Annotated in this window: 20 protein-coding genes and 1 tRNA gene; 14 read left to right on the forward strand and 7 right to left on the reverse strand. The window is 47.8% G+C overall.

Translation table 11 applies throughout. The features are described from left to right. Window position 1: 1 nt before the first annotated feature. From EE116_RS07585 to EE116_RS07625, 9 genes are all read left to right on the forward strand, one after another. Window positions 2-1159 carry a molybdopterin molybdotransferase MoeA gene (locus EE116_RS07585; RefSeq protein ID WP_122873888.1) on the forward strand — a complete coding sequence of 386 codons (1158 nt, stop codon included), beginning with the start codon at window positions 2-4 and terminating at the stop codon, window positions 1157-1159. A 43-nt stretch (window positions 1160-1202) separates the two neighbouring features. Further along, a tRNA-Gly gene (locus EE116_RS07590) sits at window positions 1203-1277 on the forward strand. Between the two features lie 59 nt (window positions 1278-1336). Beyond that, window positions 1337-2143 (forward strand): flagellar basal body P-ring formation chaperone FlgA, encoded by an 807-nt coding sequence (gene flgA / locus EE116_RS07595; RefSeq protein ID WP_122873889.1) that lies wholly within the window; start codon window positions 1337-1339, stop codon window positions 2141-2143. Next, complete coding sequence (locus EE116_RS07600) at window positions 2140-3072, forward strand: UbiX family flavin prenyltransferase (protein ID WP_122873890.1); 933 nt, start codon at window positions 2140-2142, stop codon at window positions 3070-3072. The genes flgA and EE116_RS07600 overlap by 4 nt, the downstream gene beginning before the upstream one ends. A gap of 82 nt (window positions 3073-3154) precedes the next feature. Then, window positions 3155-3622: a pantetheine-phosphate adenylyltransferase gene (gene coaD / locus EE116_RS07605; RefSeq protein ID WP_122873891.1), complete on the forward strand. Its 468-nt coding sequence runs from the start codon at window positions 3155-3157 to the stop codon at window positions 3620-3622. A gap of 2 nt (window positions 3623-3624) precedes the next feature. Further along, a complete protein-coding gene (tmk, locus tag EE116_RS07610) occupies window positions 3625-4203 on the forward strand; it encodes a dTMP kinase (protein WP_122873892.1) in 579 nt (192 codons plus the stop codon). Next, entirely contained in the window at window positions 4196-5443 is a 1248-nt protein-coding gene (hisS, locus tag EE116_RS07615; RefSeq protein ID WP_122873893.1) for a histidine--tRNA ligase, read from the forward strand. Before tmk ends, hisS begins: the two co-directional genes overlap by 8 nt. Continuing rightward, window positions 5436-7271, forward strand: a complete 1836-nt coding sequence (gene speA / locus EE116_RS07620) for a biosynthetic arginine decarboxylase (RefSeq protein ID WP_122873894.1) — start codon at window positions 5436-5438, stop codon at window positions 7269-7271. Before hisS ends, speA begins: the two co-directional genes overlap by 8 nt. A 20-nt stretch (window positions 7272-7291) precedes the next feature. Then, complete coding sequence (locus tag EE116_RS07625; RefSeq protein ID WP_122873895.1) at window positions 7292-8461, forward strand: pyridoxal phosphate-dependent aminotransferase; 1170 nt, start codon at window positions 7292-7294, stop codon at window positions 8459-8461. A 202-nt stretch (window positions 8462-8663) separates the two neighbouring features. Here EE116_RS07625 and EE116_RS07630 read toward each other — a convergent pair whose 3' ends face one another. From EE116_RS07630 to flgH, 5 genes are all read right to left on the reverse strand, one after another. Then, window positions 8664-9464, reverse strand: coding sequence for a putative phage abortive infection protein (locus tag EE116_RS07630; protein ID WP_122873896.1), 801 nt, complete (start codon window positions 9462-9464; stop codon window positions 8664-8666). Next, the gene (lpxD, locus tag EE116_RS07635; RefSeq protein ID WP_122873897.1) at window positions 9465-10421 is read right to left on the reverse strand and encodes a UDP-3-O-(3-hydroxymyristoyl)glucosamine N-acyltransferase; all 957 of its coding nucleotides are present in this window, start codon (window positions 10419-10421) and stop codon (window positions 9465-9467) included. Continuing rightward, window positions 10421-10882 (reverse strand): acetolactate synthase small subunit, encoded by a 462-nt coding sequence (gene ilvN, locus EE116_RS07640; protein ID WP_163026421.1) that lies wholly within the window; start codon window positions 10880-10882, stop codon window positions 10421-10423. Before ilvN ends, lpxD begins: the two co-directional genes overlap by 1 nt. An 8-nt stretch (window positions 10883-10890) precedes the next feature. After that, entirely contained in the window at window positions 10891-12588 is a 1698-nt protein-coding gene (locus EE116_RS07645; protein ID WP_206159264.1) for an acetolactate synthase large subunit, read from the reverse strand. 595 nt (window positions 12589-13183) lie between these two features. Further along, entirely contained in the window at window positions 13184-13885 is a 702-nt protein-coding gene (flgH, locus tag EE116_RS07650) for a flagellar basal body L-ring protein FlgH (protein WP_122873899.1), read from the reverse strand. A 62-nt stretch (window positions 13886-13947) separates the two neighbouring features. Here flgH and pta point away from each other — a divergent pair, with 62 nt between their 5' ends. The 4 genes from pta (at window position 13948) to EE116_RS07665 (ending at window position 17776) form a co-directional block, all read left to right on the forward strand. Beyond that, window positions 13948-15333, forward strand: a complete 1386-nt coding sequence (gene pta, locus EE116_RS07655; protein ID WP_122873900.1) for a phosphate acetyltransferase — start codon at window positions 13948-13950, stop codon at window positions 15331-15333. Further along, a complete protein-coding gene (locus EE116_RS07660; protein WP_122873901.1) occupies window positions 15333-16547 on the forward strand; it encodes an acetate kinase in 1215 nt (404 codons plus the stop codon). The genes pta and EE116_RS07660 overlap by 1 nt, the downstream gene beginning before the upstream one ends. An 83-nt stretch (window positions 16548-16630) precedes the next feature. Continuing rightward, window positions 16631-16774: a hypothetical protein gene (locus EE116_RS12470; RefSeq protein ID WP_163028045.1), complete on the forward strand. Its 144-nt coding sequence runs from the start codon at window positions 16631-16633 to the stop codon at window positions 16772-16774. 63 nt (window positions 16775-16837) lie between these two features. Beyond that, window positions 16838-17776 (forward strand): DUF3137 domain-containing protein, encoded by a 939-nt coding sequence (locus EE116_RS07665; RefSeq protein ID WP_241091661.1) that lies wholly within the window; start codon window positions 16838-16840, stop codon window positions 17774-17776. Between the two features lie 141 nt (window positions 17777-17917). On the opposite strand, the gene EE116_RS07670 is transcribed toward EE116_RS07665, so the two are convergent. Beyond that, window positions 17918-20917, reverse strand: a complete 3000-nt coding sequence (locus tag EE116_RS07670; protein WP_122873902.1) for a molybdopterin-dependent oxidoreductase — start codon at window positions 20915-20917, stop codon at window positions 17918-17920. A 10-nt stretch (window positions 20918-20927) separates the two neighbouring features. Further along, window positions 20928-21668, reverse strand: coding sequence for a 4Fe-4S dicluster domain-containing protein (locus EE116_RS07675; protein ID WP_122873903.1), 741 nt, complete (start codon window positions 21666-21668; stop codon window positions 20928-20930). 167 nt (window positions 21669-21835) lie between these two features. Here EE116_RS07675 and EE116_RS07680 point away from each other — a divergent pair, with 167 nt between their 5' ends. Further along, a complete protein-coding gene (locus EE116_RS07680) occupies window positions 21836-22900 on the forward strand; it encodes a tyrosine-type recombinase/integrase (protein ID WP_122873904.1) in 1065 nt (354 codons plus the stop codon). Window positions 22901-22991: the final 91 nt, after the last annotated feature.

Here is a 22991-nt window from a genome sequence, read left to right on the forward strand (position 1 = left end):
AATGACGCTAGAGCTTGCTCAAAATTTAATCCTAGAAAAAGCCAAATTTGACGGCTGCGGCGAGTTTGCTAGCCTTGAGCGCGCGACGGGTAAAGTTTTAGCCCAGGACGTAGTTGCCGTTAAAAATTTGCCCTCCTTTGATAATGCCGCGATGGACGGATACGCGCTTAAATTTGATGATTTTGATGAGCCGTTAAACGTCGCGGCAACCGTGCTAGCTGGCGACGAGGCCGATATAGCGCTAAAAAAAGGCGAATGTGTAAAGATAATGACCGGCGCAAAAATACCGACAAATGCCGACACGGTCGTGCCTTTTGAGGATGCGGTTTTGCAGGATGGCAAGCTCTCGCCGCAAAGTAAAGTCAAAAAATTTAACGCCCTAAGATACAAAGGCGAAGAGGTCAAAGCGGGCGAAATTTTGCTAAAAAAAGGCGAAATTTTAACGCCTGTAAAGGTGATGATGCTAGCCGCTCAGGGCATTTATTGCGTCTGCGTAGAGCGCGAGCTAAAGATCGGTATATTTTCAAGCGGCGACGAAGTGGTCGAGCCGTGGCAAAATGCGAGCGAGGAGCAAATCTACAACGCAAACGGCGCAGGCATCTCATCACTGCTTCAAAGTTTCGGCTTTGCTAGCTCGTATGCTGGCATCATCAAAGACGACCTAGAAAGCACTACTCGCGCGCTTGAGGCGGCTGAATTTGACGTCATAATAACAAGCGGCGGAGCGAGCAAGGGCGAGGCTGATTTTATGAAAACGGCGCTTTTAAATTTGGGCTTTAGCGAGCTTTTTGACGGAGTAAATATCCGACCAGGACGACCGAGCAAAGCCTTTATAAAAGGTAAAAAAATCGTTTTTATCCTGCCGGGAAATCCGATGGCGGCATTTTTGATGTGCTTTTTACTAGTCGTTCCTTTTTTAAAGGGCGCGCGACTTGAAAAATTTAACGCCGTTTTAAACCAAGACGTAAAAATAAAATCTGGACGCCAAAATATCGTGCTCGGTAGCTTTTTCGAGGGCAAATTTAGCGTGACGGATAATAATAAATTTGGCTCGGGCATGATAACTCCGCTCATCAAAAGTAACGCCGTTTTAGTAACAAACGAGGGTCTTGACGAGCTAAAAGCGGGCGAAATCGTAAAAATTTTGAAATTTTCTTGACAAATGAAAACGTTTTTGCTAAAATTGCGACTTCTCAAACGGTGCGGGAATAGCTCAGGGGTAGAGCACAACCTTGCCAAGGTTGGGGTCGCGAGTTCGAATCTCGTTTCCCGCTCCATTTTTTTCTTACTATTTTTTCCTATTTTTTTATTTTCGTCAGATTTAGCGCTTTGGCCGATGTATTGCGTTTCAAACAGCAAAATAACGCTTGCGGACTTGGGTTTTGCGGGTAAAAACGACGAGATTTTAAATTTAGGCGAGAACAAAGCCGCAAAAATAAATTCGCGAGATTTAGCAGAGATTTTAAAAAAGCGCGGCGTAGAGCTTGAGGATAAAAGCGGCGGAGAGACGATATTTGTCAAAAACTGCGACGCGTTAGCTCTCGTGCAGCGCGCCTTTTTACAAGAGGTTACGGGCGAGTTTAAGGGGCTACAATTCGTCAAATTTCCGCTTATCGAGCCTCAAAACGAACTTCCTAAAAATTTCCACGAATACAAATTTGACAAAATTTACGTAAACAAAATCAATCCAAAAGGTAGCTTTAGAGCTAGTTTTATCACGCCAAACGGCTCGCAGCCAAGCGTATTTTTTAGATACGAGATTAGCGCAAAAATGCCTGTTTTGCGGGCTACTAAGCCACTCGCGACGCGCCAGATGCTAGGTATAGACGACTTTGCAAAAGACTGGGTCGAGCTTGGCGAGTTTGGCCCCGATATGATGAGCGAGGCGCCAAACGCAAGGCTAGCGACAAAGCAAAACATAAAAAGCGGCGAAGTGCTACGGCTGCGGCAGTTTACGCCATTGCCACTAATCAAAAAAGGCGAGCGCGTTAACGCCGTGCTTAGCGATGGGGCGCTCAGTATCATCGTCGAGGTCACGGCACTAGAAAACGGCAATCTAGGCGAGACCATCAAGGTCAAAAACAACGATAAAAAGGTCTTCAACGCTCAAATCGTTTCAAAAAAACAGGTGATGATAAGATGAAAATTTTTCTAGGCATTAGCGGCGCAAGCGGCGTAAATTTGGGACTTAAGCTTGCTAGCGAGATAGCAAAAAGAAGCGAGTTGCATCTGTGCGTGAGCAAAAACGCGATGAACGTACTGGAAAAAGAGCTAAATTTGACGGATATTCTTTATAAAAACGACGCGGCGGCTAAATTTGACGAAAATCACGGCGACAAAAACATTGCGGACCTAAATTTTCAAATTTCGGCGCAAAATAGAGAAAACGACTCGCAGGCGTGCCGAAACAAAGACGAAAAAAGCGTAAATTTTAGCTCCGCTCAAGGCGAGCTAGATTTTGTAGGCGGAGACGAAAGATCGCAAAATCAAAACGATAAAATTGCTGATAGCGCGCAAGATTTGGGCGATAATGTTTTAAAATTTGACGCTTTGGATAGCTGCGCTCTTGACGACGCAAACGGTCAAATTTGCAAATTTGAGGGCGGTAAATTTCAAAACAAAAGCAAATTTGATAAAAACAGCGCTCAAAAAGATGAGATTTATCAAATTTGGCAAGATTTGCAAAAATGTGCCGTTATCCACGACGACTCCGATCTCGCCGCGGCTCCGAGTTCGGGATCGTTTGGCATAGATGCTATTATCGTTGCGCCCTGCTCTATCAACACGTTAGCTAAAATCCACGCGGGCTTTGCCGACACGCTGATAACTCGCGCCGCCGCAGTCGCGCTAAAAGAGCGAAAGAGGCTAGTTTTGGGCGTTAGAGAGATGCCATTTTCTACGCTGGCGCTCGAGCACGCGGCCAAGCTTTCCGCTCTTGGCGCCGTTATTGCGCCGCCGGTTTTGGGATATTATTCGGCTCAAAATAGCCTTGAGGATATGGAAAATTTTATCATCGGCAAGTGGCTTGATCTGCTCGGACTCGAGCATCAAATTTACAAAAGATGGAGCTAAAAACAGCTGCGCCATTCGCAAGATAAAGTCCTGTTTTAGGCATAAAATAGTAAAATCATCCTTTAAAATTTAAAGGCAAAAAATGAAAGCTTGTATCTATCCCGGCACCTTTGATCCCGTCACGAACGGCCATCTGGACGTCATCAAGCGCGCGGCCAAAATTTTCGATAAAGTCATCGTCGCGGTTGCGGCAAGCGAGAGCAAGCAGCCATATTTTAGCTTGGCTAGACGCGTAGAGATGGCAAAAATCTCAACGACAGATCTAAAAAACGTCGAGGTCGTGGGCTTTGATAACCTGCTCGTTGATTTTGCCAAAAGCTGCGGCGTAAACGTCGTGATCCGCGGGCTTCGCGCGGTTAGCGACTTTGAGTATGAGCTGCAAATCGGCTACGCAAACGCCGTGCTTTGGGAGGAGCTTGAGACCGTTTATCTGATGCCGAGCCTGCAAAACGCCTTTATCTCAAGCTCGATCGTGCGCTCCGTTCTTAGCCACGACGGCGACGTCAGCAAGTTAGTTCCGGGCGAAATTTTAGAAACTTTGAAAGGCTAAATTTGTATATTTTATTTGAAGGTATCGACGGTGCGGGCAAAAGCACGCAGATAGCGCGGCTGGCGGCTGCTTTCCCGCAAGCGATCGTGACCAAAGAACCAGGCGGCACGAAGCTTGGCGAAAATTTGCGCGAGATTTTACTAAAGGAAAACGACCTGGATAAAAGGGCTGAAATTTTGCTATTTTTGGCCGACAGAGCCGAGCATTCGGGTAAGATAATAAAACCCAATTCGGATAAAATGATTTTAAGCGACAGGGGTTTTGTTTCGGGTATGGCTTACGCTCTAGCGGGCGGAAATTTTAGCTTTGAAGAGCTTTTAAGCTTAAATAAATTTGCCCTGCAAGGAAATTTTCCGCAAAAAATAGTATTTTTTAAGGCGGACGAAAGCACGCTAAGATCGCGATTAGGCTCGCGCGCGCAGATGGACGGCATAGAGGCTAGAGGATTTGCGTATCTACTAAGAGTGCAGGACGCGATGGAGGAAATTTTGCAAAAACTAGGCGTCCGCTACGTCACAATAGGCGCCGCCTGGGACGAAGAAAAAATAACGAATTTGATAAAGGAGTTTATAAATGATTAGCGCATTAAGGGGGATGAAGGACGTTTTGCCGCCCCAGTCGGGACTTTACGAGAGGATAATCAAAATCTGCGAAGAGGTCGCGAAAAACTACGGATACGAGTTCGTGCTGGCTCCGCACTTGGAGCAGACGGCGCTTTTTCGCCGCAGCGTCGGGGAGAGCAGCGACATCGTGGGCAAGGAGATGTATCAGTTTGAGGATAAGGGCGGTAACGACGTTTGCCTGCGTCCGGAGGGGACGGCTGGAGTCGTGCGCGCCTTTATCGAGGCTAAATTTGACCGCGCGGGCGGCGTGAGACGGTACTTTTATCACGGTTCGATGTTTCGCTATGAACGCCCGCAAAAAGGACGCTTGCGCGAGTTTCATCAGTTTGGCTGCGAGTGCTTCGGCGAGCCTAGCGTTTATGAGGACGCGAGCGTTATTTTGATGATAAACGAGATTTTCTCTCGCCTGGGTATAAAAACCAAGCTGCTTATAAATTCGCTCGGAGACGCCGCTAGTATGGGCGCATACAGGCAAAAGCTGGTTAAATTTTTAGACGCGCACGAGGGGCAAATTTGCGAGGACTGCAAGCGCAGAAAGCTAACAAATCCTATCCGCGTGCTAGACTGCAAGGTCGAGAGTTGTCAAAAAATCTATGAAAGTGCGCCGCTGATAATCGGTAGCCTAAACGACGAATGCGCGGGCGAGTTTAAAAAGCTGCAAGAAATTTTAAACGGCAACGGCGTGGAATTTGAGATAGATCCAAAACTCGTGCGCGGGCTTGATTATTACTGCAAAACTGCGTTTGAGTTCGTTTCAAACGAGATCGGCGCGCAAAGCGCGGTCGCGGGCGGCGGACGCTACGACAGGCTGGTCGAGTACTTAGGCGGCAAGGCTAGCTACGGCGTTGGCTTTGCGATGGGTATCGAGCGCATAATGGAAATCCTAGGCGGCCGCGAGAGCCAAAGCGCAAGAGGCGGCGTATATATCGGCGCGATGGATGCCGATGGCGTGGATGCGGTCTATAAAATAGCGATAAATTTAAGAAAAAACCTTCCAGTTCTCGTTAGCTACGAGCCTAAAAAGCTACAAAAACACCTAAACGCCGCGGATAACGCAAACGCTAGGATCTGCCTTTGCGTCGGCGAGGACGAGCTAAAATCGGGTAAAATTTGGCTAAAAGATCTGAGCGAGAAAGCCGAAAAAACGCTTGATTTGGCGGATCTAGAGGCGGAACTTAAAAGGATTTTAAATGTATGATTACGGTTTAAATTTATGGGGAAATAATAACTTTATTGTCGAAAACGGTAAAATTTGCGTCAATACCGGCTCAAAACCCGCCATCATCGATATCGTAAAAAGCATCAGGAGCGAAGGCTACCGAGGCCCGCTATTGCTGCGTTTCCCACACCTCATACACAAGCAAATTTCGCAAATTTACAAAAGCTTCGAGAGCGCGAAAAACGAATTTGGCTACAAAGGCAGCTTTAACGCCGTTTATCCGCTAAAAGTAAATCAATATCCGGGCTTTGTAAAAAATCTAGTTCGTCACGGCCAAAAGTACGGCTACGGGCTAGAGGCGGGCTCAAAGGCCGAGCTGCTTCTGGTGATGGCGTATAATAACGAAGGCGCGCCGATCACCGTAAACGGCTTTAAGGATAAAGAGATGATAAACATCGGCTTTATCGCGGCCGAGATGGGGCACAACATCACGCTAACGATCGAGGGACTAAACGAGCTTGAGGCCATCATCGCCATCGCAAAAGAGCGTTTTGCGCCAAAGCCAAACATCGGCCTGCGCATAAGGCTACATAGCAGCGGATCTGGTATCTGGGCTAAAAGCGGCGGCATAAACTCCAAATTTGGCCTAACGGCGACCGAGCTAATCGAAGCGGTAAATTTGCTAAAAGAGGCAAATTTGCTCGATCGATTTAACATGATCCACTTTCACATCGGTTCGCAAATCACCGAAATCCACCCGCTAAAAAAGGCACTCATCGAAGCTGGAAACATCTACGCCGAGCTGCGTAAAATGGGCGCGAAAAACCTAAAAGCCATAAATTTAGGCGGCGGTCTAGCCATAGAGTACTCGCAGTTTAAGGAAAACTCAAGCCGAAACTATACGCTTAGCGAATATGCCAACGACGTGGTCTATCTACTAAAGACGATGGCTACGCAGCGAAACGAGGTGGAGCCTGATATCTTTATCGAGAGCGGCCGCTTCGTCTCGGCTTCGCACGCCGTGCTGGTCGCGCCCGTTTTGGAGCTCTTTAGTCAAGACTACACCGAGGAAAAACTCGTACTAAAAAAGAAAAATCCTCAGCTAATCACCGAACTAAACGATCTGCTAAGCACGATAAAACCGTCAAACGCGATAGAGTATCTGCACGACAGCATCGATCATATGGAGAGCATTTTGACTCTTTTTGATCTGGGTTACGTCGATTTGCAAGATCGCTCGAACGCTGAAATTTTAACCCACCTAATCATCAAAAAAGCGGCTAAAATCCTTGGCACCAAACAGCACAATGCCGAGCTTTTAAAGCTGCAAGAGGAGGCGCAAGAGCGCTATCTTGTGAACTTCTCGCTATTTCAGTCGTTGCCTGATTTTTGGGGGTTAAAGCAAAATTTCCCTATCATGCCACTTGACCGCCTAGACGTGCGCCCTACCCGCTCGGCGTCGCTGTGGGATATCACCTGCGATAGTGACGGCGAAATAGGCTTTGACGACGAGGAAAATCCTCTGTTTTTGCACGACGTAGACGTGGAGCAAGAGGAGTACTTTTTAGGATTTTTCCTAGTCGGAGCGTATCAAGAGGTGCTGGGCATGAAACACAACCTCTTCACTCACCCGACCGAAGCTACTATCGAGATAGACGCAGAGGGATTTAAGGTTTCGCACCTGCTAGAAAGCCAGTCCATACTTGATATCATGGAGGATCTGGACTATGACATCTACGAGATCCAGGATATCCTAAACGAGCGCATCGAAAAGTCAAAACTCGTAACCGACTCGCAGCGCAAGCAAATTTTAGGCGAAATGTATCTGTTTTTAAACGATAATGGCTATCTAAAAACTATATCTTAAATTTACAAAAAGGAGTAAAAATGCTATCAAAAAGAGTTCAGGTACTAGGCGAGAGCCTAACCATCGAAATCAGCACCAAGGCAAAAGAGATGAAAGCCCGCGGCGAGGACGTAATCAGTTTTGGCGCGGGCGAACCGGACTTTGACACGCCCGAGATCATCAAAAATGAAGTAAAATCCGCCCTAGATAAAGGCTGCGGCAAATACACAGCCGTAGCGGGTACGCCCGAGGTGAGAGAGGCGGTCGCCGCAAAGCTAAAGCGCGACAACAACCTAAACTACGCGCCTAATCAAATCATCACCAACGTCGGTGCCAAGCACTCGCTTTTTAACGTATTTCAGGCGCTAATCGACGAGGGCGACGAGGTCATCGTGCCGAGTCCGTACTGGGTGAGCTACCCGGAGATGGTCAAATTTAGCGGCGGTAATCCAGTTTTTATCGAAACTAGCGAAAAGACCGGCTTTAAAATCACTCCCGAGCAGCTAAAAGCGGCGATCACTCCTAGAACTAAAATTTTAGTATTAAACAGCCCTTGCAACCCGACGGGCGCGATATATAGCCGCAAAGAGCTGGAGGCGCTGGGCGAAGTGCTAAAAGGCACGAAAATCATCGTAGCTAGCGACGAAATGTACGAAAAGCTAAACTACGAGGGCGAATTCGTCGCGACTGCGGCGGTGAGCGAGGATATGTTTAACCGCACGATCACGATAAACGGCCTAAGCAAGTGCGGCGCGATGCCGGGTTGGAGATTTGGCTACATGGCTAGCCCGTTTAAAGAGCTAAACGCCGCGGTAAACAAGCTACAAAGCCAAAGCACGAGCAACATAAACTCCCTAACGCAAGCCGGCGCCATCCCTGCGCTACTCGGCAAAGCCGACGAGGATATCACGTATATGAAGGGCGAGTTTAAAAAGCGCCGCGATCTAGGCGTTGAGATGATAAACGCTATACCAGGACTTAGCGTGCTTAAGCCCGACGGCGCGTTTTATCTTTTCATCAACTGCTCCGAGGTTGAGCCTGATAGTATGAAATTTTGCAAAGAGCTGCTAGAAAAAGCTAAGGTTGCCGTGGTGCCGGGCGTGGGATTTGGTATGGATGGATACTTTAGGCTATCTTTTGCGACCGATCTAGATAGTATCAAAAAAGGTATCGAGCGTATCGGCGAATTTGTAAAAAGCTATAAAAAATAGCATAAATTTGACTCAAATTTGACGCGGTGAGCTGGTTTTGCGGCGTCAAATTTAGTTTTTTGCGCCGCTAAATTTAACTTTCCTCAAACTCTCTTGGTTAAAATTTAGTCGTTTTAAATTTGCAGATCATAAGAACAAAATCTATATAAAAATTGGCCAAGATTTATTTTTAAATTTTATTTTTTGAATAAAAAACTAAGAATTAAAAATTTATGTTTTTAATATATTGATTTTTCCCAAAAATATCTTTATATCCATTTTTCATATATTCATGGACGACTTTCAGTAAGAAATCCTTGGAATCTACCGCCATATATTGATTCATCTTGCTGGATGTCGTTAATTTCATATGCTCCAAAATTGCATATTTATTCATCAAGACTCTAAATTTATACATGTCTTCAATCTCATCATTATAACAATTTATTGCCAGCAGTTGTAAAATATCCGTATCCAAACAAGATCTAAGTATAGCGCTATATTTATTGGCATTAATTCTATCTTTGCTGTTCTCGTAACTATCTATAAATTTGAGAACTTGGTAAACTAATATTGCAGTTCTAGAAAACTCCATAACACACATAAATTCATTATTTGTGTTTTTGCTCAAATTTTTAAGTTCAAGATAATATTTATTATTCTGTTTAAACTCTCTTATGCATAAATTAATCGTTTCCAACAAAGAAAAGAATGTATTTTCAAATCTTTGTTGTTCAAAAATTTGAGCTGATTTCTCTTGTGCTTCGGCGCTTTTTGCCAGCTCTTCTCTTGTTAGTTTTAATTCCTCTCTTGAATTTTTTAATTCTTCGGATTGAAAAACTATAGTAATCAAAAGGGCTATAAAGGATAAAAGAGCAAATAGCGGGTTTAAAAAACCTCCTAAAAAATCTCCAACCTGACCTAAGAATTCGCTATTTATGTCGTCTTTTAAAATATAGGCCGTCAATGTACCTACGTAAAAACCTATTCCAAAAATACCAAAAATAATAAGATATTTTTTCATCTAATTCTTTTTAAAAAACCTAGCGATCTTAGCTTGCAGTTTGAAAAAGTCGGCCAGCTCCATTATCGGATATGCGCCTGCATATTTTTTACCGCCAGCGATATCCTTTGACACGCCACCGCGCGCTGCTATCTGGGCAAAGTCGCCGACTTTTAAGTGCCCCGCCGAGCCGCTTTGTCCGCCCATCACGACGTTGCGTCCTAGCCTCGTCGAGCCTGCTAGCCCTACCTGAGAGACTAGTATCGAACCGTAGCCTATCTCGCAGTTGTGGCCGATTTGCACAAGATTGTCGATCTTGGCGTACGCTTTTACGACCGTGCTTTCAAACACGCCGCGGTCTATCGTCGTGCATGCGCCGATCTCGACGAAGTCCTCTAAAACGACGTTGCCGTTGTGGTAAATTTTCACGTGTTCGCCCGTTTTCGTGTGTGCGTATCCAAAGCCGTCGCTGCCGATGACGGCGTTTGCGTTGATGCGGCAGCCGTTACCGATAACTGTGTCGTTATAGATGACGACGTTTGGGTGGATGACGCAGTTTGCGCCGATTTTTACGTTATCGCCGACGTAGGCGCCTGCCATCACGAGGGTATTATCGCCGATCACGGCGCCAGAGCCCACATAGACGTTTGGCATTATCTTTGCGCTTGGCGAAATTTGAGCAGGCTGCGGCTGGGAGGCTAGAAGCTCTCTGGCAAAATATTCGCTCAAAATAGCAAAGGCAAGGTGCGGGTTTTCTACCACTACCGCCCTACTTTGCGCACCGACGAGCTCTTTTAAATTTGACGCGACTAAAATCGCGCCCGCCTTTGAGCCTTCGATAAATTTAGCGTTTTTCTCGCTATCGCAGTAGCCAAGCTCGCTAGCTCCAGCTTTTGAGAGCGAATTTAGAGCCGTGATCTCTAGCTCCTCGCCGCTAAATTCCAGTCCTAAAATTTTATAAATTTCGCTTAGTTTCATCATAGATCCATTAGTACAGAGCCGCCGCGCACGACGTCTGTTGGGTTAAATTTTTTGATAGCTTTGAGGAAATTTTCTATCCTGCTCGCGTCGTCGCTGACCATGACGACGATGTAGTTCTCGTTGGTGTTGGCTACGATACCGTTGTAGGCTTTTAATATCGCGTCTAGCCCGCCGAAATTTTCGCTTAACGGGATTTTTACCAGCGCCATTTCTTTTTCGACGAATTCGCCGCTTTCGATGACTTTGTAGGTCGGTATTAGCTTGTGTAGCTGCTTTACGATCTGCTCGAGCACGCGCTCGTCGCCGCTGGTGACGATGCTGATACGAGAAAGCTCGGTGCCCGGGATCGGTGCAACCGTGAGCGTGTCGATGTTGTATCCGCGCCCAGCAAAAAGCCCGGAAATGCGCGATAAAACGCCGTGCTCGTTTAGCACGATGACTGAAATCACTCTTCTTATGCTCATTTTTATTCCTTGCTTTTTAAGATCATGTTGTATATCGCCGCACCCGCAGGAACCATCGGCAGTACGTCCTCAAATCTATCCACGCGCACGTCTAGCACCGCCGTTTTACCGCAGGCCATCGCCTCTTTTAGCGCTGAGCGAAACTCGTCCTTCGTGCGGCACACGAAGCCCGTTCCGCCAAAGCCCTCCGCGATCTTTGCAAAATCAGGTTGCAAGCTAAGGTCGGTCGAGGAGTAGCGCTCGCCGTAGAAAAAAGTCTGCCACTGGCGCACCATGCCTAGGAAATTGTTATTTAAGATGATGTTGATGACTGGTTTGCCGATCTCGGTGGCGGTCATCAGCTCTTGGATGTTCATGAGGATCGAGCCGTCGCCGGTGAAATTTACGACCGTGCTTCCCGGCATCGCATTTTTTGCTCCGAGGGCTGCTGGCAAACCAAAGCCCATAGTTCCCTGACCTCCGCTAGTTATCAGCTGACGCGGCCTATCAAACGGATAAAACTGCGCGACCCACATCTGATGCTGGCCGACGTCGGTGGCGATCACGGCGTCTTTGCCTGATTCTTTTAAAATTTTAGCCGTTTCGCGCACGACCCATTGCGGTTTTATGATCTCGTCGCTATCTTTGTAATCCAGCGGATTTAGCGCGTCGTACCTGGCTAATATCTCGCGCCACGCGGTCAAATTTTGCTCGTTTACGCTTACTTTTTCCACCATCTCTTCTAGGACGCAGTTTAGATCGCCTACGATCGGGAAGTGCGCGTTTACGATCTTTGAGATCGAGCTAGGGTCGATATCGACGTGGATGATTTTGGCGTGTTTGGCAAATTCGCTTAGTTTGCCCGTCACGCGGTCGTCAAATCGCACGCCAAGCGCGATGATGAGATCGGTCTCGCTCATAGCCATATTTGCCGCATAGCTACCGTGCATGCCGACCATCGAGAGTAGATTTTTATCCTCATGCGCTAGGACGCCAAGCCCCATCAGCGTTTCGACCGCCGGGATGCCCGTCTTTGCGCTAAATTTACGCACGAGATCGCTAGCGTTCGCCGCTACGACGCCTCCTCCTAGATAAAGTAGCGGGCGTTTGGCCTCGGCTATGACTTCAAGCGCCTTTTTGATTTGCTTTGCGTTGCCTTTGTAGGTCGGTTTGTACGTCGGCATCTTTATCTCGGTCGGGTAATCAAAATCCCCGACGGCCGCGGTTATATCCTTTGGGATATCGACGTGAACGGGGCCGGGACGTCCAGAGCGAGCGATATAAAAGGCCTCTTTTAGGATGCGCGGTAGCTCCTCGATACTGCGCACGAGGTAGTTGTGCTTCACACACGGGCGAGAGATACCCACGGCGTCGATCTCCTGAAAGGCGTCCGTACCGATAAGCGAGGTCGGAACCTGGCCGCTGATTAATATAAGCGGAATACTATCCGAGTATGCGGTGGCTAGACCAGTTACTGCGTTTGTAAAGCCGGGGCCGCTCGTTACAAACGCCACTCCGACCTTGCCGCTAGCACGTGCGTAGCCGTCTGCGGCGTGCACGGCGGCTTGCTCGTGACGCGTCAAAACGTGCCTAAAATAACTCTGCTTATACGTCTCGTCGTAGATGTTTAGCGCCGCGCCGCCCGGGTAACCAAAAACCGTCTCTACGTCCTCCTCGCGCAAGGCTTCCATCACCATGCGCGAGCCAGAAATACCTTTTATCATCTGTATCGCCTTTTGATAAATTTGACCCCGATTATACAGCTTTAAGGTTTAAAAACGCGTAAAATCGGGCTTAGAATTTGGACTCGGCTTTAAAAGGGCTTAAATTTGAGTAAATTTGCGAGCGAAATTTAGAAGGAGTCAAATTTGGATATGTTTTTAAATTTGATGCGCCGAGACCCGTATCTTTAAGATGCTAAAATTTAATTGTCAAATTTACATTTTACTTCTTTGTTAAGGGGGAAGGGGCTTGAATTACGAAGTCGCTCCCTTCCCCCTCAACAATCCCCCAACCCCTACGACGTGAGAGGTTGCTGCACTGCGTGCAGGTTTAAATTTAACGCTATCGCAACTCAAATTTTAAATTTGAGTTTTTAGAGTGCGGGTCTCGGTGGGTAAAAATTTAAAGTTAAATTTACAAATTTGACTTCAAATTTGAATAGAATAAAGATAAGGCGAAGTATTTTGAGATGATTTTTGGGGTTTTGAAGTTAAAATTTGACGAAGATAAGGCATGTAGCCTATCGAGTCAAATTTTAACAAAATCCGCAAAAAGCGCTCAAAAGACAAGCCATCTAGCTAAGCATAAAAAAGCTTAAAAGGGCCAGATCGCCTCCATAAGCTTCGTCCCCCACGGCTTCCTTGTCGCCCTATCCACGTCGCCTTCGGTTTTATATAGGATCTTGGCGTCTGCGATGTAGCGGGAGTCGATCTCGTTGGCGTTTGAGATGTCGTACGGGCGGATCACGCCGCTAAGCTGCATAATCTGCTTTTCGCCGTTTATGAGCAGCTCGCGCGAACCCTCGATAAAGTAGTTGCCGTTTTCTAGCACCTTGATGATGCGCGCTGAGATCGTAGTCGTAAAGGCCTCTGCACGCACGCTAGATCCCGCACCCGTAAATTCGTTTTTCGTACCCGCGCTAAAGCCAATATCGCCGGCTTTGTTTAGCTGAGTAGCCAGCGTCGATAGCGGCGCGGAGCCTGCGGTAAATATCCCTCCGCCAAGGCTTATCGTGCTGTTTTTACTCGTGTCGTGCTTGCCGCTGGAGCTTTGGTTGGCACGCTCGCTGATGACGACGGTTACGATATCGTTTACGTTCATCGCCTTGCGGTCGGCAAAAAGCGGGTTGTCGCCGCGACCGAAAAGACTGCCCGCGTTTGGTTGGTTATTGACCTGTTTGGCGGGAAGCTGCTCGACGTAAACGGGCGGCTTCATATCTATGCGAGGATCGGCGCTAGGCAAGCACCCGCTCAAAAACGCTGCTGCAAGGGCGCAAAAGTAAATATTTTTTCTCACGTTTTACCTTAAAGTGAAAATTTTACGATAAAATAAGCAAATCAAGTTCCAAAAGGAAAATTATGGCCGATTCTATCCTTGCGCTTGGCGCGAATTTTCAAGAAATTTACGAAATTATATCAACAAAATTTGAAAATGTAGCCGTTTTTGACCCCATCAATGATTTTTACGGACTCGAAAATGCCAAAAAAGTCTTTGAAAACGGCAGCGAGCGTGAGTTTTTTAAAAGCGCGATAAATGAATTTGACCGACTAGCCCAGAGCGCTGATTTCGTACTCGTTAAACCTGCAAAAAGTATCGCAAATATCGGCGAAATAGAGCTAAATTTACAGATCGCTAGAAATTTAAACGTTCCGGTTTTTTGCAGCGAAAATTTGAGCTTTTTTACGCGAAACTCAAAGCTAATCATAAGCGCAAATTTGGATGAAATTTTAAACGCAAAGCAAGATATCATCACGCCTTTGCGCTTTGAAAACTCGCTATTTAAACTCGCCACAAAAGATAAAAAAACCGTCGTTTTGCCAGAAAGCGAAGACGAGCGGATACTAAGAGCGAGCGAAATTTTACTAAAAAGCGGCGCGGTAAACTTGATCCTTTTGGGCGACGAAAACGAAGTCAAATTTGAAGCGGAAAAACTAGGCGTAAATTTAAGCGGCGCGAGATTTATAAATTTAGAAAAAAACGAGTACGCGCAGCGCCTAACCGCCGCGCTTTTTGAAGCTCGCAAAAGCAAGGGCGTGAGCCTGGAGCAAGCTCGTGAACTCGTGCGAGATAGGACATACTTTGCCACGATGCTAGTGCAAGAAGGGCTGGCAGACACCATGGTAAGCGGCGCAAACACGACCACGGCGCACACTATCCGCCCGGCACTTCAGATCATCAAAACGCTCCCAAATAGCCCGCTAGTTTCAAGCTCGTTTATAATGTGCTTTGACGAGGAGATCCTGATCTACGCCGACTGCGCGATAAATCCAAACCCGGATGCCCAGCAACTAGCGCAAATCGCCATAGCCTCGGCGGAAACGGCGCGTGCGTTCGGACTGGAACCGCGGGTGGCGATGCTAAGCTACTCTAGCGGAGATAGCGGCAGCGGCGCGGATATCGATCTGGTTAGGAGCGCGGGCGAGATAGCGCATAGTCTAGCTCCCACCCTAAAAATCGAAGCTCCCGTGCAGTACGATGCGGCCGTAGACCCCGCAGTAGCTCGCAAAAAGCTACCAAACAGCGACGTAGCAGGTCGCGCGAACGTTTTTGTATTTCCAAATTTAAACGCTGGCAATATCGGCTATAAAATCGCGCAAAGAAGCGCAAACTGCGTCGCCGTCGGACCCGTACTGCAAGGTCTAAAAAAACCGGTAAACGACCTAAGTCGCGGATGCGGCGTGGGCGACGTCGTAAATACGGTCCTAATCAGCGCGATACAAGCCGCAAACGAAGGAGAAAAATAGTGAAAATTTTGGTTTTAAACTCAGGTAGCTCGTCGGTTAAATTTCAGCTTTTTGATATGGCAGATAACCGCGTCATCGCTAGCGGCCTAGTCGAAAAGATCGGCGAAGCAAGCTCCTACGCCAAGCTAAAAGACGTTAGCACGGATAAAATTTACGAGGAGCGCGCTCTGCTAAAGGACCACCACGAGGGGCTTGAGGCGATGAGGCGGCTGTTTGTTAGCTCAAATATCCTGCATGATTTTAGCGAGCTAGACGGCATCGGACACCGCATCGTGCACGGCGGCGAGAGCTTTAGCGACTCGGCTCTAGTTACGCCTGACGTGATCGCCAAAATCGAGCAAAACTCCGTCCTAGCGCCCCTTCACAACCCGGGCCACCTAGCGGGCATAAGAAATGCTATGCAAGAAACGGACAAAAATGGAGGCGGTAAAAAGGTACCTCACGTCGTCGTTTTTGATACCGTGTTTCATCAAACTATCCCCGAGTACGCCTACCGCTACGCTCTGCCGTTTGATCTTTGCAAAAGACTACATATCCGCAGATACGGCTTTCACGGCACTTCGCACCACTACGTGACTAAAAAAGCCGCCGAGTATCTGGGCGTACCGTACGAGAAATTTAACGCCGTCTCGCTACATCTTGGCAACGGAGCCTCTGCCTGCGCCGTGCAAGGCGGCAAAAGCGTCGATACCTCGATGGGTTTAAGTCCGCTAGAAGGCCTGATAATGGGCACTAGAAGCGGCGACATGGATCCTGCGGTGCTTACATATCTTTTAAATTTAGGCGAGCTCACGGCTGATGGCATAGACGCGTTTTTAAACAAAAAAAGCGGACTGCTAGGCATCTGCGGCTCAAACGACATGCGCGAAGTGGTTGTTAAGATGCAAGGCGGCGACGAGCGCGCGCACCTAGCCTTTGAGATGTTTTGTTACCGCATAAAAAAATATATCGGCGCGTATTACGCGGTTTTGGGCCGAGTGGATGCGGTAGTTTTTACCGGCGGTATCGGCGAAAACGCCCCGTATAGCCGCGAGAAAATCTGCAACGATCTCACGCACATTGGTATCAGGATCGATCACGAGCTAAATTTCGCCGCAAGCGGCGGTATACGCGATCTAAGCGCCCCTGACGCAGCGGTAAAAACTCTCGTCGTGCCTACTAACGAGGAGCTAGAAATCGCGCTGGAAACAAAAAGGGTGATAGAAAATCTATAAATTTGACCGCTTGAATTTGAGTTTTTTTCGGCGCGTTTGCCGCAAAAACCGCTTTGATTTAGCGAGCTTTGTGGCCTGCAAATTTGACGAGTCGCTTCTGGGGCTCTGTCAAATTTGATCTTAAATTTACGATTAAAAACGGCGGCAAATTTCAAATTTACGCCGAGTCAAATTTGACTCCAAACCCGCAGAATTTAAAAAGTCCTCGCTCAAATTTATCTGCCTAAATTTACTTTATTTTAAGCCGCGCTCGGTCAAAATTTACGTAAAATTTAATCAAAAGCGACCAAATGACCCTTTCGCAAGCATTTTTATTAACCGTAAAAAAACAAAAAGAGTGCCGAGCCGCAGCGGCGGGATCGCCCACTCTTATCGCCCTTAGCATCGGCATTTTTGCACTGTTTTTCGCAGGGCTTAAGGTCTTTGATCTAGGCAGCGGGGCGGCTTTGGTTTTGCTTATATTGTTTTTCGGCTTGCTATTTTGGGTGCCCGCAAAGCTAAAAAGTATCGGCAAAGCGCAGGATGAATACAACGAATTTTACAAAGAAGTTTTCGTTCGCGCGCTTATCGGCGAGATAGACGAGAGCTTTATGTATAGCGCTCACGGCGGCATCTCGCAGAGCGAATTTAACGCGGCGGGGATTTATAGACCGAGCACATTTTATAGCGAAGATAGCGTACGCGGCGTATATAACGGCATTAAATTTAGCCTGTGTGAAGTGATCAGTCATGAGCGCGAATACCCGCGCGTAAATAACAAATACGTCGCCGCGTTCGTCCTACTAAAGTACGCGTTTGATAAGTATTCGGATTTCAAAGATAGCGTGCTAAAGTGCGAGTTTAACAAGAAATTTAACGGCAAAACGGTCGCCGTTAGCAAGGATTTTAATACTAAATTTTTAGGCGAAAAAGAGCTACTCGACGACGTCAAATTTAACGAAAATTTTAGAGTTTTTACGACGGATAAGGTGGAGGCGAGATATCTGCTCACGCCTTCGTTTATGGGCAAGCTAAATATGCTAAAAGCCTACAAAAACACGCTAAAATCGCCGAGTGCGGCCTTTATGGATAACAAATTTTATCTATTTTGCTTTAGCAGGAGAAATTTTTTTGAGGGGCGGCTTTTTGATAAACTAGACATCGCCGAGGCTCGCCGCGAGCAAAGATACGTCAGGCAGATGCTTAGTGTCATCGACGAGCTAAATTTGAGCCTAGATATTTATCGGTAAATTTGCCGTCAAATTTGCGCGGATTGTCTTATAAATACTGCAAATTTTACGCCGTCCGCGACAATTTTACGCTACTTTAAATTTACCGCCGAAACGTCAAATTTACGGCGACCAGGCTAGGCCAGGGTCGCCGCGTTAAATTTAGCCGATTTTACGGATATTTGCAGGTAGCGCTTGTCTAGCGCAGGTGCCAACCAGCCAGTCGTTTAGGCTAAATTTGCCCTTTCGCTTCGGATCTAGTAGGCCAAGTTTGTTGTGATTTACTCCTTTTTCCGCATTTTCTAGCCAAAAGGCCGGTTTGCCGTCGATAAAATGCACTCTAGCGCCAAACTCATCGTGCCCAAAACCGTGCTCGAGGCTGATGACGCCGCTAGCGACGCCGTTTGTTACGAAGGCCTCGCCTGTTTGCGAGCCGTACGGCGTCGTGATCTTGACCTTGTCGCCCGTCTTGATACCCTGCTCGCTCGCGATATCCTCGGCGATCCTGACAAAATTTTTCGGATGTATGGCCCGCAGCTTTGGACTAACTATCGTATAGTAGTGCTGGATGTTTGATTTTCTCGAGCTTACGAGGTATTTCCACTCTGATTTTGGGAAAAACTTTTCTAGCGGCGTGCCGTCGCTAGCCACAGGCAGAGCGAGGCTAGGAGTGCCAGGCATGTACTCGCCCGTGATAGAGTGCCTGTGTCCGCCAAGCGGCTCGTAGTAGATCGCAGCAGGCGTGGCGGCGGATACTTTTACCGTCATTTTATCGCCCGCATACGCACTCTCGTAATCGTCAAATCTACCGCCCTTTGCCAGCACGTGCGCGACTTTTGCTTTTTCCTCGTCTTTTAAAAACGGCTCTAGCTTTTTCATGGTTTTTGAAATTTTGCTGAGCTTCAAGTCCTCTTTGTCGATGTCCTTCACACCCGCTCCGTCAAAGGCCAAATTTGCCAGCGCCGCGGCGTAATACTGCTCTTTCGTATCCAGATCCATCGGCTTTCCGTCTTTGTCCTTAAAGGCGCCCTTGCCAAAGCCTTTTAGTCCGAGCCTCTTTGCCACCGCGATATAAAAGGCCTCCGCGTCGATCACCGTGCCGTCTGCGGCGCGGTCTTGTTTAGCGGCGACGGCCGGATAGCGCACGACCGAGGTTTTAGCGATCGTGCCCCAAAGCGAGTTTGGAAGCGCCCAGTTTTCGAGATTTACCCCGTCTGGTACGATGTAGTCGGCGTAGGCGTTAGTCTCGTTCATAAAGGCGTCGATACCGATGAAAAGCGGTAAATTTTTGCTATCTTTTAGTGCGTCAAGCACCGCGACCTCGAGCCCTGCCTGCCCGTACATAACGTTTGTCATGTAGTTTATAAACGCTTTTACTTTGTACGGATAGCCCGCGGCGTGGCTGGTGAGAGTCTCGTTTACTAACGGCATCGAGATAGGATACCACGGCTGCTGTGCCGGATAGCCGCTGCCGCCTGCCGCGACTTTGCGCTTAAACTCCGAGCTCGTTTCGTAATACTTGCCCGAGCGGGATAAATTTAGCCCGTTTGGCTTGTATGCGCCCTCGAAGCTCTCTAGATCGTATCTACCCTTTAAAAACTCATGAGTACCTGCGCTTGCGTTTACGCTGCCGCCCTTGTAGCCGTAGGTGCCCATGAGCGTGTTTAGACAAAATATCGCGTACGTGCTCATCGCCGCTTGCGTGTGCATCATGCCGCCGTGGACGTTGGTGCTGACCTGCCTGCCGTTTTTGGTGAAATTTTCGCATAGCCAGAGGATATCCTCCACGCTTACGCCGCAAATTTTAGAGTACTCTTTTAGGCTGTGTTTGTAGGCTGATTCTTTTAGCAGCTGCATCGAGCTTTTGACCTCGACTTTTTTGCCGTTAAGCAAAATTTTGCCCTTGTAGTAGAGCTTAGCCGGCTCGTTTATCTTGTAGCTTTGGATTTTGCCGCTTTGAGAGCAGACCTGCCACTCGTCGCCCACGAGCGCAAATTTGCCGTAGTCTGGGTGGCCTTTTTGCGTTATGACTAGGTGGGTGGCGTTGCACCAGTGTATCTCGCCTGCTAGCTTTGCTTGCTCTAAATTTGGCTGCATGAGGTAGTTTGCCGCGTATTTTTCGTTTTCTATGATCCAGCGTATCATCGCCATAGCAAGCGCAGTGTCGGTGCCGGGTTTTATACCGATCCAGCGGCCTTTATCGGAGGCGGCGAATTTGACGGCGTTTGTTAGCGTCGGATCTACCACCGCATAGCTGAAGTCATTGTTTGTACTTCTTGCGTGGGCGACCATTTTGGCTTGCTTTTGGAACGGATTTCCGCCGTTTGCGGGCGAGGTGCCCCAGTAGATGGTAAATTTGGAGTTTTCGTAGTCGGGCTTAGTGTGAGCAAAGCCCTTTGCGTTGTGCGCGATCTTGCCGCCGACTCTAAAACCGCCACCGCAGATACCGCCGTGCGAATAGTGATTTATAGTGCCGAAAGATTTTTTGATAAAGCGATCGACGATATCCGAGCGTCCGTCGTAGAGATAAAAGCTCAAAAGCTGGTTGCGTTTGGTGCCGTATTCGGGATTTGCCTCGTCGATGAGCTCGTCTGAGTGTATGGCTCTAAGCCCATCCACGTGCCCCTCGCCGAAAAGATCACCGCCCTCGACTACCTCTTCTATGAGCTGTTCGAAGCTGATCTTTTTCCACTTGCCCTCGCCTCTTTTGCCTACTCGCTTAAGCGGCGATAAAATCCTAATAGGCGAAGCTATCATCTCGGGCAGTGCCGCGCCTCTAGCGCATACCGTGGCGCGCCGATCGTCCTCGCCGCTAGCCGTTGTTGCTAGCAACGCGTCGTTTATCGAGGTATCAAAGCTCGCCCAGTGCACGTTTGATAGCGGGTGATAGGGGTTGCCCGTGCATCTTAGCACGCGGTCTGCTTTTTCGTCCACGTGTAGCCGCAGTCCGCACTTTGCCACGCAGCCGTGACACATAGAAAATATCACGCTATGCCCGTCGTTCATCGAAATTTTGCCGTCTTTTACGCTAAATTCGGGCTGAAGCGAGCTGCCCTGCGGCTTGTAGTCGTCTTTTATTTTTCCCGCGTCATCCGCTACCGCAGCGGTCGCGCCCACGGCCGAGATCATCGCCGCGTTTTTTAGAAATTCTCGTCTTTGCATTATTTTCTCCTTACAGCGCGATCTCTTCGCTCCAGCTGATCGCTTGTTTGTATCCTTTTTTAGCCGCCAGTTCCTTGTCGTTCTTAGCCAAAATTTCGCTCACGCCGTAGTAAAAAACCTGCGGATGCGTATTTTTCGGACTATCTAGCACCATCGTCTCGTGAGCGGCTAAAAATTTCCTGATATTTGAGTTTTCGTCGTTTAGATCGCCTATTATGCGGCTTCCGCCCACGCAGGTCTCCACGCACGCAGGCAGCAATCCCTCGCGCAGTCTGTGATCGCAAAAGGTGCATTTATCGACTTTATAGGTCTGCATGCTGAGGTATCTGGCGTGATACGGACAGGCCTCGGCGCAAAGCGCGCAACCGATACACTCGGCGCTATTTACTTTGACGATGCCGTTGCTTCTTTGGTGGCTCGCTCCCGTCGGACAAACGTCGATACAGGCTGGATTTTCGCAGTGATTGCAAAGGCGCGGCAGCGATGCGATAACGGCGTGGTTGCCGTCTTTGTCGCTAGCTTCGTACTCCGAAACGATCGTCCTAAAGGCGCCTGCTTGGACGTTGTTTTCCATGGCGCAGTTCATCGTGCACGACTGGCAGCCGACGCAGCGCGTGAGGTCGATGACCATGCCGTAGCGCGGACCTTTGGTTTTTTCAAATTTATTCGGAGCGGCCCTAAGCGCAGTAGAGGCGATAAAAACACCCGCCGCAGCAATAAAGCTACGACGCGAACCTAGCGTTGATTGCATTTTTTCTCCTTTGAATCAAAATGGTTTCGTAACTTTATCATAACTTAACTTAAATGATAATATTAATATTTTGATTAAAAGTGTTTTTCAGATTACCCAAAAATTTATTTTTTAGAAGCGTTTGGTTATAATGCTTTTCAGATTTTTATAAATTTAAGGAAAGTATCTTGAAATACGCGCTTGATTGCAAGGATAGTTTTGAAAACTCGTTTATATTTTGGCTGACTCGTTACGTCAAATTTAAGCTTAGCTCGCTATCAAACAAAGAGCTTCGCGACCCAAAGGCGCTGGCAAGCGTAAATTTCGCCCTTAGCCGCGAGATAAAAAATATCGACCAGCTAGACGGCCTCGTAAAATCGGCTAGAAACGCTGGGCTAACGGGTATAAATACATATTTTAATCCGCTTAAAAAAATTTACGATACGCTCAAATTTTACGAGCTGGAGAGCCTAAAGCAGATCGATGAGGAGCTGCTAAGCGAGGTGCTAGCTAGCGTCACGGGCGGGCTTAGCGATGCGAGCAAGAAAAACTACCGCATAAGCGCGATAAATTTTTTCGCATTTTTGGATAAGCAAAACGAAGAGGACGGCAAGGCGCACGTCTTTGACATCGAGCTGAAAAACTGGGGCGGCGTGGGCGGAGCGCGCGGGCAAAAGCTGCCTGAGTTTATGAGCGAGGATGAGGTCAAGAGATTTTTGGAAGCGATCGAAAACGCGGAGTTTAAAAGCAATGCCAACCGCAACAAGCTCATCATCAAAATTATCATTTTTACCGGCATCCGCGTGAGCGAGGCGCTAAATCTAAAGCGCAAAGATATAACTGAGGACGGCGAACTCTACGTCATAAGAATCCGCGGCAAAGGCAACAAATACCGCGTCGTGATGATCAAGCGTCGCCTTATCGAAGCCCATCTGGACGCGATCGCGATAAACTATATAAATAAAGAAGGCTATCTTTTTATCAATAAAAAAGGCACGCGCCTAACGCAGGCCTACGTGAGCCGCATCGTCGAGCAGATACTCTTTAAAGCAGGCATCCGTAAGGAAAAAAACGGCGCTCACATGCTGCGCCATACCTTTGCCACGATGCTTTACAAAAAGCAAAAAGACCTGGTTTTAGTGCAAGAAGCGCTTGGGCACGCGAGCCTAAATACTTCGCGAATTTACACGCATTTTGATAGCGAAAAGCTAAAGCTCGCCGCGCAGGTAGCCGAGGAGCTAAGCGGAGAATAGTCGCTAAATTTGAGCGGTTTTGGTAAATTTGACCCGGGCGGCTAACGGTACGCGAGCTTGCTAAATTTGGAATTTAGCTAAATTTACAAGT

The sequence above is a fragment of the Campylobacter showae genome (genome assembly GCF_900573985.1).
GTDB classification, from domain to species: domain Bacteria; phylum Campylobacterota; class Campylobacteria; order Campylobacterales; family Campylobacteraceae; genus Campylobacter_A; species Campylobacter_A showae_E.